This window comes from Pseudomonas sp. TE3910 (assembly GCF_056279025.1).
On record NZ_JBWBQN010000001.1, the window covers coordinates 2,534,814 to 2,549,995 of the forward strand.

Here is a 15,182-nt window from a genome sequence, read left to right on the forward strand (position 1 = left end):
CGCCACTGCGTTTGCGGCACACTCCCAGCGCCCTTTAGCCAAGGGCGCTGACAACCGCTGGAGCCCGCCTCAATGTCGACACCTCGCCCCGACCCGGCCCTGGACAACTTCCGGGCGATCGCCGATGCCATCGCCACGCTGTTCTTCCCGCATGCCGAAGTGGTCCTGCACGACCTGCGCAGCCAGAAGATCGACTACATCGCCAACAACCTCTCCAAGCGCGAGATCGGTGACGATGCGGCGCTGGAAGACATGTTCGAAGAAGGCACCGACGAAACCAATATCGGCCCTTACGAGAAACTCAACTGGGACGGGCAGAAGATTCGCTCGCTGAGCACGGTGCTGCGCGACGCCAACGGCAGCCCCTTGGCCGTGCTGTGCATCAACTTGAACATTTCCCTGTTCGAGAGCGTCAAGGCCGCCCTGGACCTGTTTCTCTCGCCCAGCAAGTTGATCCCGCAACCCGACGCATTGTTCCGCGATGACTGGCAGGAGCGCATCAATACCTTCCTGAACGGCTGGCTGCGCCAGCGCCAGCTCAGCCTGAACCTGCTGACCCGTGAGCATAAGCGCGAACTGGTGTTTGCCCTGCACGCCGAAGGCGCGTTTCGTGGCAAGAGTGCGGCCAACTATGTGGCCAATGTACTGAACATGGGGCGGGCGACGGTGTACAAACACCTGAAGGAACTCAAGGCCTGAACAGCATCAGGCCCTGAGTCAGGCGCAGATCAGTCGCCGTAGATATCCGACTTGAAGTACTTGGCCTGGATCTTCTGGTACTCGCCATTGCTGCGGATTTCATCGATGGCTTTGTTGAGCTCGCTGACCAGCTGCGTATTGCCCTTGCGCACGGCAATACCGGCACCTTCGCCAACGTACTTCGGATCTTTCAGCTCAGGCCCGACAAAGGCATAGCCCTCGCCCTTGGGCGTCAACAGAAAGCCTTGCTCCAGCGGGATGGTGTCCGCGAACACACCGTCCAGACGCCCGGAAACCAGGTCCATGAAAATCTCTTCGTTACTGGTGTAGCGAACAATTTCTACACCTTTTGGCGCCAGCACTTCAGAGACATAACGGTCGGTAGTGGTAGCACGCTGTACGCCGATACGTTTGCCCTTGAGGCTCTGGTACTGGTCATCGACCTGAGTACCGGCCTTCATCGCCAGGCGCGCCGAGGTGAAGTAGTACTTGTGGGTGAAGTCAACGGAGCGCTTGCGCTCTTCGGTGATGGTGATAGACGACAGCGCGGCGTCGATCTTGTTGACCTTCAGCGAGGGAATCAGCCCGTCGTACTCTTGCTCGGTCCATTGGCATTTGACCTGCATCTGCGCGCACAGGGCATTACCGATGTCGTAGTCGAAACCGCTGATCTTGCCGTCAGGGGTCTTGAAGGCAAACGGCGGGTAGGCGGCTTCGATACCGATACGCAAGGTTTTCTCGGCGGCGAACAGGTTGCTGCTGGCCAACAGGCTCAGGGCCAGACCGGCAATCAGGGTAGTGGTCTTCATGAGGGCTCTCTCGCTCATTATTGGAGGTGTGTTGCAAGACAGAGGAAAGTGACAAGCCTGAAATTATTTTGTACTTATAAATCCATACTGGACTTTTACGTACACAATTTCAACACCTGGATGCGCGCGAGAGACCGAGGCGCAACCTCGCCAGCCACACTGGCGACCACAGCGTTTGTGTCGTTTAGCGACCGTCCTCCCAGCGCTGCGCCGCCGACTGGTCACTGACCCGTCCTTCGACCCAACGCGGCCCTTCGGCAGTGTTTTCCTTTTTCCAGAACGGTGCCCGGGTCTTGAGGTAGTCCATCACGAAGTTGCAGGCATCGAATGCCGCCTGACGATGAGCGCTGGCCACCCCGACGAAGACAATCGGCTCACCGGGCTCCAACGCCCCGATGCGATGCAGTACTTCAAGGCGCAACAAGGGCCAGCGTGACTCCGCCTCGGCGATGATCTTGCCGAGCGCCTTTTCGGTCATGCCTGGATAGTGCTCCAGGAACATGCCCGCGACTTCACGCCCCTCATTGAAGTCGCGCACGTACCCGACGAAACCGACCACGGCGCCGATCCCCACATTGGCCGCATGCAGGGCATTGAGCTCGGCCCCCGGGTCAAAAGCGCCCGCCTGCACCCGAATCGCCATGCTCAACCTCCGGTCACGGTTGGAAAAAACGCTACCTCATCGCCATCAGCCAAGGGCTCGCTGAGTGAACAGAGGTCCTGATTACGTGCGCACATGATGTTCTGCTCGGCCAGTACCTCCCAGGCTCCGCCGCGCTGCAGCAGGTGCTGGCGCAGGGCATCGACCGTGGCAAACACGCCCTCGAGCGTTTCGCTCTCCAGCCCCAAGGCTTCCCGGTAACGGGCGAAATACTGCACGTTCAAGCTCATGCGTCACCTGCCTGGTAATCACCACTCTTGCCGCCGCGCTTCTCTAACAGGCGCACACTGTCGATGGTCATGCCACGGTCGACGGCCTTGCACATGTCATAGATCGTCAACGCGGCCACACTGGCCGCCGTCAGGGCTTCCATCTCGACGCCGGTTTGCCCGGCCAACTTGCAGCGGGCCAGGATATGCACCGTGTCGAGGCCTTCGGCACTGAGTTCGACCTTGACGCTGGTGAGCATCAACGGGTGGCACAGCGGGATCAGGTCACTGGTTTTTTTCGCAGCCTGGATCCCGGCAATGCGGGCCACGGCAAACACATCCCCTTTGGGATGATCACCGTCGACAATCATCTGCAGGGTTTGCGGGAGCATGCGTACGCGCGCCTCAGCAACAGCTTCACGCGAGGTCACGGCCTTTTCGGTAACGTCGACCATATTGGCCCGACCTTGAGAATCGAGATGTGTCAGCACAGCCATACTCCTGATCAGCGGACCTTGATTGTAAACCTGCAGGTCAACTTTTCGCACGGGCCATGCGACAAAGTTCGGGCGGCACATGGCCGCCCGAACGAGACGTCACAGATGCGATTCGGCGTATTCGGCCAGAATCGAACGAGGCACCCCTTGCAGGGTGATATGCACACCGTTGGGGAAGTCCTTGAAGCGCTCGGTCAGGTAAGTCAGGCCCGAGCTGGTCGCGGACAGGTAAGGGGTATCGATCTGCGCCAGGTTGCCCAGGCAGATCACCTTGGAACCGGAACCGGCACGGGTGATGATGGTTTTCATCTGGTGCGGGGTCAGGTTCTGGCATTCGTCGATCAGGATCAGGCTTTGCTGGAAGCTGCGACCGCGAATGTAGTTAAGCGATTTGAACTGCAGCGGAACCCGCTCAAGGATGTATTCGACACTGCCATGGGTGCTCTCATCGTCCATGTGCAGCGCTTCGAGGTTGTCAGTGATGGCGCCCAGCCAAGGCTCCATTTTTTCCGCTTCGGTGCCTGGCAGGAAGCCGATCTCCTGGTCGAGCCCCTGCACACTGCGGGTAGCGATGATACGCCGGTAACGCTTGCTGACCATGGTCTGCTCAATGGCTGCCGCCAAGGCCAGAATGGTCTTGCCGGAGCCGGCAGCGCCCGTCAGGTTGACCAGGTGGATATCCGGGTCAAGCAAGGCGAACAGCGCCAGGCCCTGATGAATGTCACGCGGCTTCAAACCCCAGGCTTCCTGATGCAGCAGCGGCTCCTGGTGCAGGTCGAGCAGCAGCAGTTCGCTGTCCTTGATGCCTTTGATCCAACCGACAAAGCCCTGTTCGTCAATGATGAACTCGTTGATGTGAACAGCCGGCAGGTTGTCGATCAATTGCACACGGTGCCAGGTGCGCCCGCGCTCCTGACGGGTCTCGACCTTGCTGACCCGGTCCCAGAACGACCCCGTCACCGAGTGATAGCCCTTGGACAACAGGGAAACGTCGTCGACCAACTGATCGGTACTGTAGTCCTCGGCCGCGATTCCACAGGCACGGGCCTTGAGGCGCATGTTGATGTCTTTGGTCACCAGCACCACACTCAGTTCCTTGCGCCGGCTCCGCAGCTCAAGCAATTGGTTGATGATGATGTTGTCGTTCAAATGCTCAGGCAGTAGACGGTGCGGCTCAGTGCGCGGCGTCATCAAGATGGACAGGAAGCCTTTCGGGCCACTCTTGCCCCGCTGGATGGGTACGCCCTGCTCAACATCGGCAGGCGAGGCGTCGCCCAGGGTCTGATCGATCAAGCGGATGGCCTGACGACATTCTGCGGCTACGGAGTGCTTGCCGTCCTTGAGCTTGTCGAGCTCCTCAAGCACGGTCATCGGGATGGTGACGTGGTGCTCCTCGAAGTTCAGTAACGCATTCGGATCGTGAATCAGAACATTGGTATCGAGCACGTAAAGGATTGGCAGGTTGGAAGAAGTGGTACGTCCTTGATCATCCATACTCGGTCACCTTTGTGGGAGCCTGACGACGCAATACCCAGACGGTGCTGCGCCGCGATGTGACCGCTGATGCTCCCCGGGGCCCGCGTCGTTACGGGTGGGCAGCTACAAACAAAGGATGGCGAGTAAGACGCCACCTGTGTTGCAGGGTTCGGCGGTCTGTCTTTGTAATACCGCAAAACCCATGACGGTAAAAAGCGTTTTTACGCATTCTTGAAGTTTATTTTTCAAGAGGGCAAAAACCGCTTGGCGTAGCCCCCATGCACCGTTAAAGTCAAAAATCCAGTCGGCTCAACGGCTGCCTGCAATGTGCGCCCACGCACGCCCCTCAACGGCCTGCCGCGAAGTCCTTGCACCCCTCCCAACCGATTCCGCTCTGCGCCGTATGTTGCAGCAGCCAGGTCAGTGACGCCTGCGCCTTGGGCTGGGTGTCATGGAACCGGATCAAGCCCTTGCGCCACAGCAACATCAGGCTCAGCACCCGCTGTGCCGACTGTTCGGCATCCAGTGCGCTCTGGTCCTGAGCATCGATATCCCACAACACCACCTGCATGTGCTGGCTGCTGAAAAACGCCTGCGCGTCGGCACGACGCTGGCCATAGGGGGGGCGAAACAGCGCAACATACTGCTCGGGCAGATCGCTACTGACCCGTGCCTGACTGCGCAGAATAGAATCCTGCCAGTCCAGCCAATGGCTGTGAGAACGGTACTGCCAGCCTTGAATGCCCACGCACTGCCCGCGGTAAAGCGCCTGCAACGCGGCGACGGAGGTCTTGTCACGGCGTTTCTGCACACTGTCGCCGAGCACAAAGAACGTCGCTGACAGCTTCTGCCGACGCAAATAATCTGTCAGCGCATCACTGGCACCACCGGCCAGCGTAGGGCCACCCTCGAAGGTCAGCAGGAACATCCGGTCGTTCAGCTCGTCACCGTTACGCTCCAGGCTGGAGAAACGCTCGATCTCGCTGCTGGTCTGCGGAAACAACGCAGCCTTGCGCAGCAGTTCATCCAGGTAGCGCTCATGGAACATCCGGCTTGGCTCAACCCACGGGGCATAGAACGAGTCGGCGGCGACCTTGATCTGCCCGGCCTGAGCACGCAAATCCGCCAGGCTCTCAAGGGCATAACAGAACGAGGCGTCCTGCTCGCAGCTCTGTTGGGCCAGGTCATAGTTGCGCCACAACCGCTGCCACAGCCGCTCACGCAGGGCATTGACTGACAACAGGTTGATCTGCCGCAGGCCAAGACGCGCCGTCAGCTCGGCCTGATCCAGCGCCTCACTGTCATGCAGGGCTTTGGCGAACCCCAGAATCTCGGCACGCGAGGCGACATCGAACAGTGCCGGAGAATTGAGCTGTTCAGGCCAACTGCTGCGATCGTAGGTAGCAACCTCGACAGCACCGGCCATGGCCGTCGACAGGCTCAACCATCCCGCCAGCAATAAAAGGGCAATGCGCAAGACAACACTCTCCGTTTTGATCGCCGGCACTATAACGCAGGGACTATCGTGCCCATAGCTGGAGATCGACCGCCCTGCCCCGTAGAATCCGCAGCACGATTGAAGGAGCCTATGACATGCTGACGGTGATTTCCCCCGCCAAGACCCTCGACTACGAAACCCCGCCGGTGACCCAGCGTTTCACCCTGCCGCAGTACCTGGACGACTCACAGGTGCTGATTGCTCAGTTGCGGGACTTCACCCCGGCTCAGATCGCAGCGTTGATGCACCTGTCCGACAAACTGGCGGGGCTCAACGCCGCACGCTTCGGCAGCTGGACGCCCGATTTCACGCCGGCCAATGCCAAGCAGGCACTGCTGGCCTTCAAGGGCGATGTCTACACCGGCCTCGACGCCGAAAGCCTTGGCGAAGACGACTTCAGCTACGCCCAGGACCACCTGCGCATGCTCTCGGGCCTGTATGGCCTGCTGCGCCCGCTCGACCTGATGCAGCCGTACCGGCTGGAGATGGGCACCAAGCTGGCCAACGCCCGCGGCAAGGACTTGTATGCCTTCTGGGGCACGCGCATCAGCGAATGGCTGAACCAGGCGCTGGCCGATCAAGGCGATGACCTGTTGCTCAACCTGGCCAGCAACGAGTACTTCAGCGCGGTCAAGCGCAGCGCGCTGAATGCCCGTGTGATCAACACCGAATTTCGCGACCAGAAAAACGGCCAGTACAAGATCATCAGTTTCTATGCCAAGAAAGCCCGAGGCCTGATGAGCCGCTTCGTCATCCAGGAACGCATCGACAATCCTGACCGGCTGAAGCAGTTCGATGTGCAGGGCTACTACTATAGTGCCGAGCAGTCCAAGCCGGACAACCTGGTGTTCCTGCGCGATCATCCGGTCGACTGAAGGCAATCGCCGGTAAGCCGCCCGCCGCTTGGTCGAGTGCCGTTTTATCGCTACGATGGTGATATCACGCACTCAAGGCAGCCCCCTATGCTTATCGGCGTCGTCCTGATCCTGTCCTGGCTGATCCTGCTGCTACGCTACCCAGCCAAGGCCCTGCCCATCTCCATGGCCGCGGTGTTCGGCCTCGGCCTGGTCGGCCTGTGGGTGCTCTGGCAGGACAACCGTGAGGCGGCTCAACTGGCACACCTGGACATGCGCCTGAACTACGCGCCCGAGCATTGCCCGGCCGACCGGCCGTTGCAGGTCAAACTGACCAACACCAACCCGCAACCCCTGGTGGAGCTGCGCTGGCGGATTGCCGCGTATGCCCCGGGCGATCAGGTCAATCTGGCGGAAAACACCTACTCGGCGCCGCGTTATCGCGGCCCGGGTGACCTGCAGGCCGGCGCCAGTTGGGAGGCCTGCTTGCCATTACCGCCGCTGCGCTCTGGCTATCGCCCGCAAACGCTGGAGTTTCGCGCCGAACACCTGCAAGGCCGCTTCGCGGATTGAGCCCTGGGGTACGCCTGCCCCCGGCTTGATGACGTATGATCCGAGGCTCATCTACCGCCAAGGATCGTCCTATGCCCACCGTTCTGATCACCGGATGCTCCAGCGGCATTGGTCTCGCCCTGGCCGAAGCGTTCCAGTCAGCAGGCTTCGAGGTCTGGGCCAGTGCGCGCAAACCCGAGGATGTCGCCCGCTTGCAGGCCATCGGGCTTACGGCACGGCAACTGGATGTCAATGATGAAGCCAGCCTTGCAACACTGGCGGCAGAGCTGGAGCAGCGCGGCAACGGCCTCGACGTGTTGATCAACAACGCCGGATACGGTGCCATGGGGCCGCTGCTCGACGGGGGCGTCGAGGCGATACGTCGCCAGTTTGAAACCAACGTATTCGCCTTGGTCGGCGTAACCCGCGCCTTGTTTCCGGCACTGCAACGAGCACGTGGCCTGGTGGTGAACATTGGCAGCGTCTCGGGCGTGCTGGTTACGCCGTTCGCCGGCGCCTACTGCGCCTCCAAAGCGGCCGTGCATGCCTTGAGCGACGCCCTGCGCCTGGAGCTGGCGCCCTTCGGTATACGGGTGATGGAAGTGCAGCCTGGTGCAATTGCCTCCAGCTTTGCCAGCAATGCCGGGCGCGAAGCCGAACAGTTGTTGCACGAAGAATCGCCGTGGTGGCCACTGCGCGAAGGCATTCGCGCCCGCGCCCGTGCCTCGCAGGACAAACCGACCCCCACCAGTGAGTTTGCCCAAGGCCTGCTGAAGGCAGTGCAGCAAGCAAAGCCCGCACCTCTGGTGCGCCTGGGCAATGGCAGCCGCGCACTCCCCCTGCTACAGGCATTGCTACCCCATGGGCTGCAGCAGTGGGTGCTGAAAAAACGCTTTGGTCTCAACCGCAGCCTCTGAACCCGTCAGGGCATTCGGCGCGCGGCCAGCGCAGGTCATTGCGCCTCGGATTTACCCTGTTTGACCACCACCGTGCAGGTGGTACCCGCCGCCAGCAGGAAGCCTTCCGGTACTTCGTCGATATGGATACGTACCGGTACCCGTTGAGCCAGGCGAACCCAGTTGAACGTCGGGTTGACGTCGGCGATCAACTCGCGGCTTTCCGGGTTGTCACGGTCGTAGATACCCCGCGAAATACTCTCCACATGCCCCTTGAGCACTTCACCACTCATCATCTGCAAGTCAGCCTGGTCACCGACACGCACATGCGGCAACTTGGTTTCCTCGAAGAAGCCGTAGACCCAGAAGGAGTTCTTGTCGACCACGGCCATTTTCGCCTCACCGGTACGCGCATAGTCGCCGCGATGAACGTTGAGGTTGGTGACGTAACCGTCGACAGTGGCCAGGATCCGCGTGCGCTTGAGGTTCAGCTCGGCGGCCGCCAGTTGCGCCTGGGCATGCTGGTAATCAGCCATGGCCGAGTTGGCGATGTTACTGGCGTCGTCACGGTTTTCCTTGGAGATCACCAGGTTGTCCATGTCAGCCCGGCGGCTGGCATTGACCTTGCGCATCTCCCAGGTGGCCTTGCGCGAAGCGACGAGCGCTTGGGCCTGCTTGACTGCCAACTCGTAGTGCTCAGGGTCGATCTGCATCAACAGATCGCCCTTCTTTACCAGTTGGTTGTCACGCACCGGCACATCGACCACATAACCGGGTACGTCGGCGGCAACGTTGATGATGTCGGCACGCACCCGGCCATCGCGGGTCCAGGGCGTGTTCATGTACTGGACCCAGAGCTGCCGGCCGATCACCACGGCGGCGGCCAGTACAAGCAGGGTGGCGATCAGGCTGAAAAACTTTTTCATCAACAAGGTCTCAACGGTAGACAGTCAGCGCCATGGCGCCAAAAAGGCAGATGAACAGGCACAAGCGCAGCAACGCCGGGTGCCAGAAAAAGCGGTAGCCGTCATAACCGGCGATAAAGCGATCCAGGCCCCACGCCAGCAGGGCAGCGATCAGGAACATCAAGGTCATGGTGGGCATGTAAATGCCATGGAAGGCAATTTCACGGGGCATCGGGCAGTCCTTTCACCGGAGCCAGTTCGGCCAGCGGCGATTGCGGGTCAAGCAGGGAAGTACGGATGAAATGCAGGTAACTCTGCACCCGGCGCAAGGCCGACGTGTCGAAGTGCCGGGCAAACGGCTCATCGGTTGCCTGGACGCGGCTGATGGCATGGTCCACCGCCACCAGTGCGCGCTCATGGTTGCTCGCCGAAGGCTGCAGGAACAATCGCGCCAGCGCCCGGCCCATCACCCTGATCGCCTGACGCCAGGGTTGCGACTCGGCATAACACGGATGCACCGGCAGAACGGCCTGCTCCTTGCGCAACTCGATGATCGAATGACCCACCTCCAGCACCACGAACATCCAGCGCAGCAGCGAGCTCTGCACCAGTGGCTTGCCGGCCGCCAGACCATAGGCCTGGTGCAGCAGGTCACGGGTACGGCTCTCGAACGCCGAGCCCAGGCCGCGCAAGCGCCCGGTGATCGCAAACAGCACCTGGCCACGCAAGTCCTGCTCCAGTCGGCTCCACAACCAACGGCTGTTCGGCGGCAGGATGATCGCCCCGGCCGCGGCGCAGACCAACATGCCGATCACCATGGCGATGTAGTCGTTGATGAAGTTGTAGGGGTTGTAGACCGTCATGTTGTCCGGTACTGAACCGGTGGAAAAGAAGATCAACAGGCCCACCCCGACCCCGAAATAGGCCGGGCGTGACGAGAGGAACGCGCCGAGGATGTAAACCGGTGCCAGTACCATGCAGAGCAACGGGAAACCATCAATCCAGGGGTACACGAAGAACATTTCGAAGAAGCCGATCAAGGCTCCCAGCAAGGTGCCGCATGCCATCTGGAACGACATCCGCTTGGGGTTCGGCGTGGCTGCCGACAGGCCCACGGTAGCCGCCGCGATCAGGGTCATCATTGCCCCGCTGGGCCAGGCCGTGATGATCCAGTAGCTGCCCAGCACCAGCAGGATGAACGAAGCACGTACGCCTGCAGCAAGCGAGACCAGCCAGTTGGTCTGGGCCACATACGGCTCATCCCACTGCTCGCGTGCATGGCTGTGCTCAGCCAAGGACGCGTGGGTCAGGGCATAGCTGTGCATATCGTCGACAAAACGGTAGAGCAGTTCGTAGGCGGTGTGGAAGTCGAGCAGGTCGGCGTCGCTTGGCGAGCTCTCGACAAAGGCCGCGCGCAAGCTGCGCACCCGCTCCGGCAACCCCTCCTTGTAGATCGCCAGTTGCTGGGCCAGGCGCGCCGCGTCGGCGTCGGTCAGGCCACGCCCGGCGTAACCGTCGAGCAGTTCGGCGAGCGCGTTCAGGCCGGGTTCGATGGCCGTGACGATCTGCAATGGCCCGCGCAGACGCAAGCGCTCAAGCAACTGGTGCAGAGCGTTGAAACGCGTGGTGATGGCCATGAACTCACTGTTCAAGCGGCCCAGGCGACCACTGCGCCGGCGCATGTGCGGGTCTTCAAAGGCGGTGACGCTACGCAGGCTTTCCAGGCCCACCGCTTCGGCGATGAAACGCACGTTGCTGCTCTCAAAACGCTCGCGCTGGCTTTCGCCACGCAAACCTTCGGCAACGAACCCGGCAAACACCCCAAAACGCTGGTACAGGGCGTTGCGCATCGAGGCACTGGCCGATTGCGGCAGGATCGCCGCACTGACCAGGGTCGACACCAGAATACCCAAGGAAATTTCCAGCACCCGCCACACCGCCGCCATGAAAGCGCCGTCGGGGTTGGCCAGTGCCGGCAGGCCAACCATCGCAGCGGTGTAACCGGCCAGCACAAAACCATAAGAACGGAAGGTCCGATAACGCATGGCACCCGCCGAGCAGATACCCACCCACACGGCCAGGCTCGGCAGAAACAGCTCGGTGTTCTGCGGGAAGATGGCAATCAACGCCACCATCATCGACGATCCGGCCAACGTGCCCAGGAAGCGATAAAAACTCTTGGCAAACACATGGCCGCTCTGCGGCTGCATGACGATGAACACCGTGATCATCGCCGTACGCGGCTGCGGCAGCTCCAGGCGCATGGCCAGCCACAGGGTGAGGAACGCAGCGCACAGGACCTTGAAGATGTAGACCCAGGTTACCCCGTCGCTACGCGCCCATTCAAAGAACCCACGGCGCCACTCCAGCGACGCCAGCCAGCGAAACGGAAAGGTCACGGCATTCATTCGGCGTGGCTCGGTTTGTCGAAGATCGCCAAGGTTTTAGGGGTCTTCGGTGCGGCCTGGCGGTCTTCGTCCGGTACGTCGTTACCCGCTCCCAGACCACCACCCAGTGCCGTCACAAGCTCGGCATGGGCCATCAGGCGCGCCGCCTGGACCTGCTGCTGGATCTGCTGCTGGCGGAACAGCAGGGTTTGCGCGTTCAGCACATTGAGGTAGTCGGTCAGGCCACGCTGGAACGCCACCATGGCGATGTCATAGGTCTTCTGCGCCGAGGCCACCGACTCTGCGGCAAAATGCTGCTGCTCGTTCATCGACTCGCGGCGAATCAACTGATCAGAGATCCCCTTGAGCGCTTCGACCACGGTCTGGTTGTAACGGGCCACCGCGATGTCGTAACCCGCCGAAGCCACACCCAGTTGCGAACGCAGACGGCCACCATCAAACACCGGCAGGCTGATGGCCGGCCCGATGTTGTAGTTGAATTTCTTCCCGGTAAGGAACTCCATGGCCCCGCCACCGGTAGCCATGTAACCCAGGCTGCCGACCAGGTCGACGTTAGGGAAGAAACCGGCATGGGCGACATCAATGCCACGGGCCTGTGCGGCGACCTGCCAGCGGCTGGCAACCACGTCCGGACGCTGGCCAACCAGCTCCGCCGGCAAGGCCGATGGCAGCTTGAGTGCAGCATTGAGCGACAAGGTAGGACGCTGCAGTTGTGCGCCCTCGCCCGGCCCTTTGCCTGCCAGCGCGGCCAACTGGTTACGCGCCAGGGCAATTTCTTCATGCAGCGCGTCCAACTGACGGTGGGTTTCCGGCAGTGGCGTCTGCGCCTGGCTGACTTCGAAGTGAGTGCCGATGCCACCGGCCAACCGTCGTTCGGCCAGGGCCAGGATCTGCTCCTGCTGTTCCAGGGTGGCCTTGACGATGTCGTACTGGGCGAAGTACAGCGACAACTGGATGTACACCCGCACAATGTTGTTCTGCAGCTCAAGCTGGGCCTGGCGGGCCTGCGCAGCACTCATGTGGGCCATGTCCACGGCCTGCTCGCTGGCATTGCGCTCGCGGCCCCAGAGGTCCAGCGCGTAGCTGAAGCCCAACGCCGCGTTGTTGTCCCAGGTGTTGCTGCCCGACAAGGCGCCAGGTCCATAGAACTGGTCTTCCGGCCAGTTATGACGCTTGATCGTCGAGACCCCGTTGACCTGCAGTTTCTCGGCCGACTCGATGATACCCGCCATGGACTTGGCTTCACGGACACGTGCAGCCGCCATGGCCATGGTAGGGCTGTCCTTGACGGCCAGGGCGATCCAGCGGTCGAGCTGCGGGTCACCATAGGCATGCCACCATTGCTGGTCGGGCCAATGGGCATCGCGAGCGGCCTCGCGGATCGCCTCGTCGGTGGTCAGGGTATTGGCTTGCAGCGTCTTGCTTTCCGGGGCAATGCCCCAGGTTCCGATACAGCCGCTCAAGGTCAAGCTAAAGGCACAGACACTGAGCGCATTCAACGCTCTGATGATGCGACGCGGCACAGCTGCGAATTCCCGACATAGAAGGTGGATGACGCTTGGAGAACGCAATTCTAGGGGGCGACAGCACTGGCGATAAGCGTGTATTACTGCGAATCTTTGTTACGAAAACGGTGATAATCCGGCTTTAGTCTGAAGACCAACACTGTAACTTCGTGTCACAATTTGTCGTCTACTTTGAGAGCGACCCATGGACACCCTGCAAAATATGCGTGCATTCAGTTGTGTGGCCCAGGTTGGCAGTTTTACTGCCGCTGCCGTTCAACTGGATACGACCACCGCGAACGTCTCGCGGGCGGTTTCCAACCTAGAAGCGCACCTGCAAACACGTCTTCTCAACCGCACCACCCGGCGAATCGCCCTGACCGAAGCCGGCAAGCGCTACCTGATGCGCTGCGAGCAGATCCTCACTTATGTCGAGGAAGCCGAAGCCGAGGCCAGCGATGCCCACTCTCGACCGGCTGGCCAGTTGAAAGTGCACTCGATGACAGGCGTAGGGCAGCACTTCGTCATTGATGCCATCTCCCGCTACCGCGAGACCCACCCGGACGTCACCTTTGACCTGACGATGGCCAACCGCGTGCCGGACCTGCTGGATGAAGGCTATGACGTGTCCATCGTACTGGCCAGCGAGCTGCCGGACTCAGGCTTTGTCTCGCAGCGTCTGGGGATTACCTACAGCATTTGCTGTGCCTCGCCGGACTACGTGAAACGCAAAGGTGGCGCGCAAAAGCCCTCCGACCTGCTCGGTCACTCTTGCCTGCGCATGGTCAGCCCGGTGATTCCACTGGAAAAGTGGCTGTTCGACGGCCCTGAAGGCCAGGAAGTGGTCAACATCACCCAGGCGCCATTCCAGGTAAACTCGGCCGACGCCATGAAGACCGCCATCCGCAGCGGCATGGGCATTGGTGTGCTGCCGATTTACTCGGCAATCGACGGCCTGCGTGATGGCTCGCTGGTACGGGTGATGCCTGACTACCGTCTGCAGGAGCTGAACCTGTACGCGATCTACCCGTCGCGCCAGTACCTGGATGCCAAGATCAAGACCTGGGTCGAGTACCTGCGCAGCTCGCTGCCGGAAATCCTCGCGGCCCACGAAGCCGACCTGAAGACCCACCAGCTGCGCATCGCGACGTAAAACCTGCTGCACGATCGGGGTCGAGAATGATAGCGTGCTACCCAATAGCCGCTTCATTCTTGACCGCCAGCAGAGATTTCACCGATGAAAAAGACTGTCCTTGCCTTCAGCCGCATCACCCCGCCGATGGTCGAGCGCCTGCAGCAGACGTTCAACGTGATTGTGCCGAACCCCAAGCTCGGCGATATCAGCGCACAGTTCAACGAAGCACTGCCCGAGGCCCACGGTCTGATCGGCGCCGGGCGCAAGCTGGGCGAGGCACAACTGGCAACCGCAGCCAAGCTTGAGGTGGTCTCCAGTGTTTCGGTAGGTTATGACAACTATGACCTGGCCTACTTCAACCAACGCGGCATCGCCCTGACCAACACCCCCGATGTGCTGACCGAGAGCACCGCTGACCTGGGCTTTGCCCTGATCATGGGGGCTGCCCGCCGGGTGGCCGAACTGGACGCCTGGACCAAGGCCGGGCAATGGCAGGCCACCGTGGGCCCGGCGCACTTTGGCAGCGATGTCTTCGGCAAAACCCTCGGTATCGTCGGCATGGGCAACATTGGTGCCGCCATCGCCCGCCGTGGCCGCCTGGGCTTCAACATGCCCGTGCTGTACAGCGGCAACAGCCGCAAACCGGCACTGGAGCAGGAACTCGGCGCACAATACTGCAGCCTGGAACACCTGCTGGCCGAAGCCGACTTCGTCTGCCTGGTCGTACCGCTCACAACCCAGACACAGCACCTGATCGGCCAGCGTGAGCTGCAACTGATGAAGCCCAGTGCCTTCCTGATCAACGTCTCCCGTGGCCCCGTGGTAGACGAAGCGGCACTGGTTCAAGCCCTGCAGAACGGCACCATTCGCGGCGCCGGCCTGGACGTTTATGAGAAGGAACCGCTGAGCGAGTCGCCGCTGTTCCAGCTCAAGAATGCCGTTACCCTGCCCCACGTTGGCTCGGCTACTGCCGAAACCCGCGAAGCCATGGCCAACCGCGCCATCGACAACCTGTGCAGCGCCTTGAACGGCGAACGCCCACGTGACCTGGTCAATCCGCAGGTCTGGAAGTAAGCAA

At 61.1% G+C, this 15,182-nt stretch carries 16 protein-coding genes; 6 read left to right on the forward strand and 10 right to left on the reverse strand.

What is annotated here, in order from left to right:
• Positions 1-72: 72 nt before the first annotated feature.
• Positions 73-699, forward strand: coding sequence for a helix-turn-helix transcriptional regulator (locus ACZ9H3_RS11485; RefSeq protein WP_065758769.1), 627 nt, complete (start codon positions 73-75; stop codon positions 697-699).
• 29 nt (positions 700-728) lie between these two features.
• On the opposite strand, the gene ACZ9H3_RS11490 is transcribed toward ACZ9H3_RS11485, so the two are convergent.
• The 6 genes from ACZ9H3_RS11490 to ACZ9H3_RS11515 all read right to left on the reverse strand — a co-directional run bounded on the left by ACZ9H3_RS11490 (position 729) and on the right by ACZ9H3_RS11515 (position 5,828).
• The gene (locus ACZ9H3_RS11490) at positions 729-1,508 is read right to left on the reverse strand and encodes an ABC transporter substrate-binding protein (RefSeq protein WP_099775743.1); all 780 of its coding nucleotides are present in this window, start codon (positions 1,506-1,508) and stop codon (positions 729-731) included.
• Positions 1,509-1,692: 184 nt separating this feature from the next.
• Positions 1,693-2,151 (reverse strand): molybdopterin synthase catalytic subunit MoaE, encoded by a 459-nt coding sequence (moaE, locus tag ACZ9H3_RS11495; protein WP_065758771.1) that lies wholly within the window; start codon positions 2,149-2,151, stop codon positions 1,693-1,695.
• A gap of 2 nt (positions 2,152-2,153) precedes the next feature.
• Entirely contained in the window at positions 2,154-2,399 is a 246-nt protein-coding gene (locus ACZ9H3_RS11500) for a MoaD/ThiS family protein (protein WP_065758772.1), read from the reverse strand.
• Positions 2,396-2,869: a cyclic pyranopterin monophosphate synthase MoaC gene (gene moaC / locus ACZ9H3_RS11505; protein WP_099776780.1), complete on the reverse strand. Its 474-nt coding sequence runs from the start codon at positions 2,867-2,869 to the stop codon at positions 2,396-2,398. Before moaC ends, ACZ9H3_RS11500 begins: the two co-directional genes overlap by 4 nt.
• A 105-nt stretch (positions 2,870-2,974) precedes the next feature.
• A complete protein-coding gene (locus tag ACZ9H3_RS11510; protein ID WP_065758773.1) occupies positions 2,975-4,369 on the reverse strand; it encodes a PhoH family protein in 1,395 nt (464 codons plus the stop codon).
• A gap of 328 nt (positions 4,370-4,697) precedes the next feature.
• Positions 4,698-5,828, reverse strand: a complete 1,131-nt coding sequence (locus ACZ9H3_RS11515) for a polysaccharide deacetylase family protein (protein ID WP_476220818.1) — start codon at positions 5,826-5,828, stop codon at positions 4,698-4,700.
• Positions 5,829-5,944: 116 nt separating this feature from the next.
• Between ACZ9H3_RS11515 and yaaA the strand changes: the two genes are divergently transcribed.
• The 3 genes from yaaA to ACZ9H3_RS11530 all read left to right on the forward strand — a co-directional run bounded on the left by yaaA (position 5,945) and on the right by ACZ9H3_RS11530 (position 8,172).
• Positions 5,945-6,724, forward strand: a complete 780-nt coding sequence (gene yaaA, locus ACZ9H3_RS11520; RefSeq protein WP_065758775.1) for a peroxide stress protein YaaA — start codon at positions 5,945-5,947, stop codon at positions 6,722-6,724.
• A gap of 87 nt (positions 6,725-6,811) precedes the next feature.
• Positions 6,812-7,276, forward strand: coding sequence for a multidrug transporter (locus tag ACZ9H3_RS11525; RefSeq protein ID WP_330523006.1), 465 nt, complete (start codon positions 6,812-6,814; stop codon positions 7,274-7,276).
• 71 nt (positions 7,277-7,347) lie between these two features.
• A complete protein-coding gene (locus tag ACZ9H3_RS11530; protein WP_476220821.1) occupies positions 7,348-8,172 on the forward strand; it encodes an SDR family oxidoreductase in 825 nt (274 codons plus the stop codon).
• A 35-nt stretch (positions 8,173-8,207) separates the two neighbouring features.
• On the opposite strand, the gene ACZ9H3_RS11535 is transcribed toward ACZ9H3_RS11530, so the two are convergent.
• Genes ACZ9H3_RS11535 through ACZ9H3_RS11550 form a run of 4 tightly spaced genes read right to left on the reverse strand, consistent with a single transcriptional unit; the run spans position 8,208 to position 12,987 of the window.
• Complete coding sequence (locus ACZ9H3_RS11535) at positions 8,208-9,077, reverse strand: efflux RND transporter periplasmic adaptor subunit (protein WP_102052787.1); 870 nt, start codon at positions 9,075-9,077, stop codon at positions 8,208-8,210.
• A 10-nt stretch (positions 9,078-9,087) separates the two neighbouring features.
• The gene (locus ACZ9H3_RS11540) at positions 9,088-9,288 is read right to left on the reverse strand and encodes a DUF1656 domain-containing protein (protein WP_065758779.1); all 201 of its coding nucleotides are present in this window, start codon (positions 9,286-9,288) and stop codon (positions 9,088-9,090) included.
• Positions 9,278-11,464: an FUSC family protein gene (locus ACZ9H3_RS11545; protein WP_409278705.1), complete on the reverse strand. Its 2,187-nt coding sequence runs from the start codon at positions 11,462-11,464 to the stop codon at positions 9,278-9,280. Before ACZ9H3_RS11545 ends, ACZ9H3_RS11540 begins: the two co-directional genes overlap by 11 nt.
• Positions 11,461-12,987 carry an efflux transporter outer membrane subunit gene (locus ACZ9H3_RS11550; RefSeq protein ID WP_099775748.1) on the reverse strand — a complete coding sequence of 509 codons (1,527 nt, stop codon included), beginning with the start codon at positions 12,985-12,987 and terminating at the stop codon, positions 11,461-11,463. The genes ACZ9H3_RS11545 and ACZ9H3_RS11550 overlap by 4 nt, the downstream gene beginning before the upstream one ends.
• 187 nt (positions 12,988-13,174) lie before the next feature.
• Between ACZ9H3_RS11550 and ACZ9H3_RS11555 the strand changes: the two genes are divergently transcribed.
• Positions 13,175-14,122, forward strand: coding sequence for a LysR family transcriptional regulator (locus ACZ9H3_RS11555; RefSeq protein WP_099775749.1), 948 nt, complete (start codon positions 13,175-13,177; stop codon positions 14,120-14,122).
• A gap of 84 nt (positions 14,123-14,206) precedes the next feature.
• Complete coding sequence (locus tag ACZ9H3_RS11560; protein ID WP_330523004.1) at positions 14,207-15,178, forward strand: 2-hydroxyacid dehydrogenase; 972 nt, start codon at positions 14,207-14,209, stop codon at positions 15,176-15,178.
• The last annotated feature ends 4 nt before the right edge of the window (positions 15,179-15,182 follow it).

Bases quoted from the DNA above. Each gene is read 5' to 3' on its own strand.
- ACZ9H3_RS11545 (WP_409278705.1), bottom strand. From the start codon at position 11,464: ATGAATGCCGTGACCTTTCCGTTTCGCTGGCTGGCGTCGCTGGAGTGG.
- ACZ9H3_RS11540 (WP_065758779.1), bottom strand. From the start codon at position 9,288: ATGCCCCGTGAAATTGCCTTCCATGGCATTTACATGCCCACCATGACC.
- ACZ9H3_RS11510 (WP_065758773.1), bottom strand. From the start codon at position 4,369: ATGGATGATCAAGGACGTACCACTTCTTCCAACCTGCCAATCCTTTAC.
- ACZ9H3_RS11530 (WP_476220821.1), top strand. From the start codon at position 7,348: ATGCCCACCGTTCTGATCACCGGATGCTCCAGCGGCATTGGTCTCGCC.
- yaaA (WP_065758775.1), top strand. From the start codon at position 5,945: ATGCTGACGGTGATTTCCCCCGCCAAGACCCTCGACTACGAAACCCCG.
- ACZ9H3_RS11555 (WP_099775749.1), top strand. From the start codon at position 13,175: ATGGACACCCTGCAAAATATGCGTGCATTCAGTTGTGTGGCCCAGGTT.
- ACZ9H3_RS11560 (WP_330523004.1), top strand. From the start codon at position 14,207: ATGAAAAAGACTGTCCTTGCCTTCAGCCGCATCACCCCGCCGATGGTC.
- ACZ9H3_RS11500 (WP_065758772.1), bottom strand. From the start codon at position 2,399: ATGAGCTTGAACGTGCAGTATTTCGCCCGTTACCGGGAAGCCTTGGGG.
- ACZ9H3_RS11535 (WP_102052787.1), bottom strand. From the start codon at position 9,077: ATGAAAAAGTTTTTCAGCCTGATCGCCACCCTGCTTGTACTGGCCGCC.
- ACZ9H3_RS11485 (WP_065758769.1), top strand. From the start codon at position 73: ATGTCGACACCTCGCCCCGACCCGGCCCTGGACAACTTCCGGGCGATC.
- ACZ9H3_RS11525 (WP_330523006.1), top strand. From the start codon at position 6,812: ATGCTTATCGGCGTCGTCCTGATCCTGTCCTGGCTGATCCTGCTGCTA.
- ACZ9H3_RS11490 (WP_099775743.1), bottom strand. From the start codon at position 1,508: ATGAAGACCACTACCCTGATTGCCGGTCTGGCCCTGAGCCTGTTGGCC.
- moaE (WP_065758771.1), bottom strand. From the start codon at position 2,151: ATGGCGATTCGGGTGCAGGCGGGCGCTTTTGACCCGGGGGCCGAGCTC.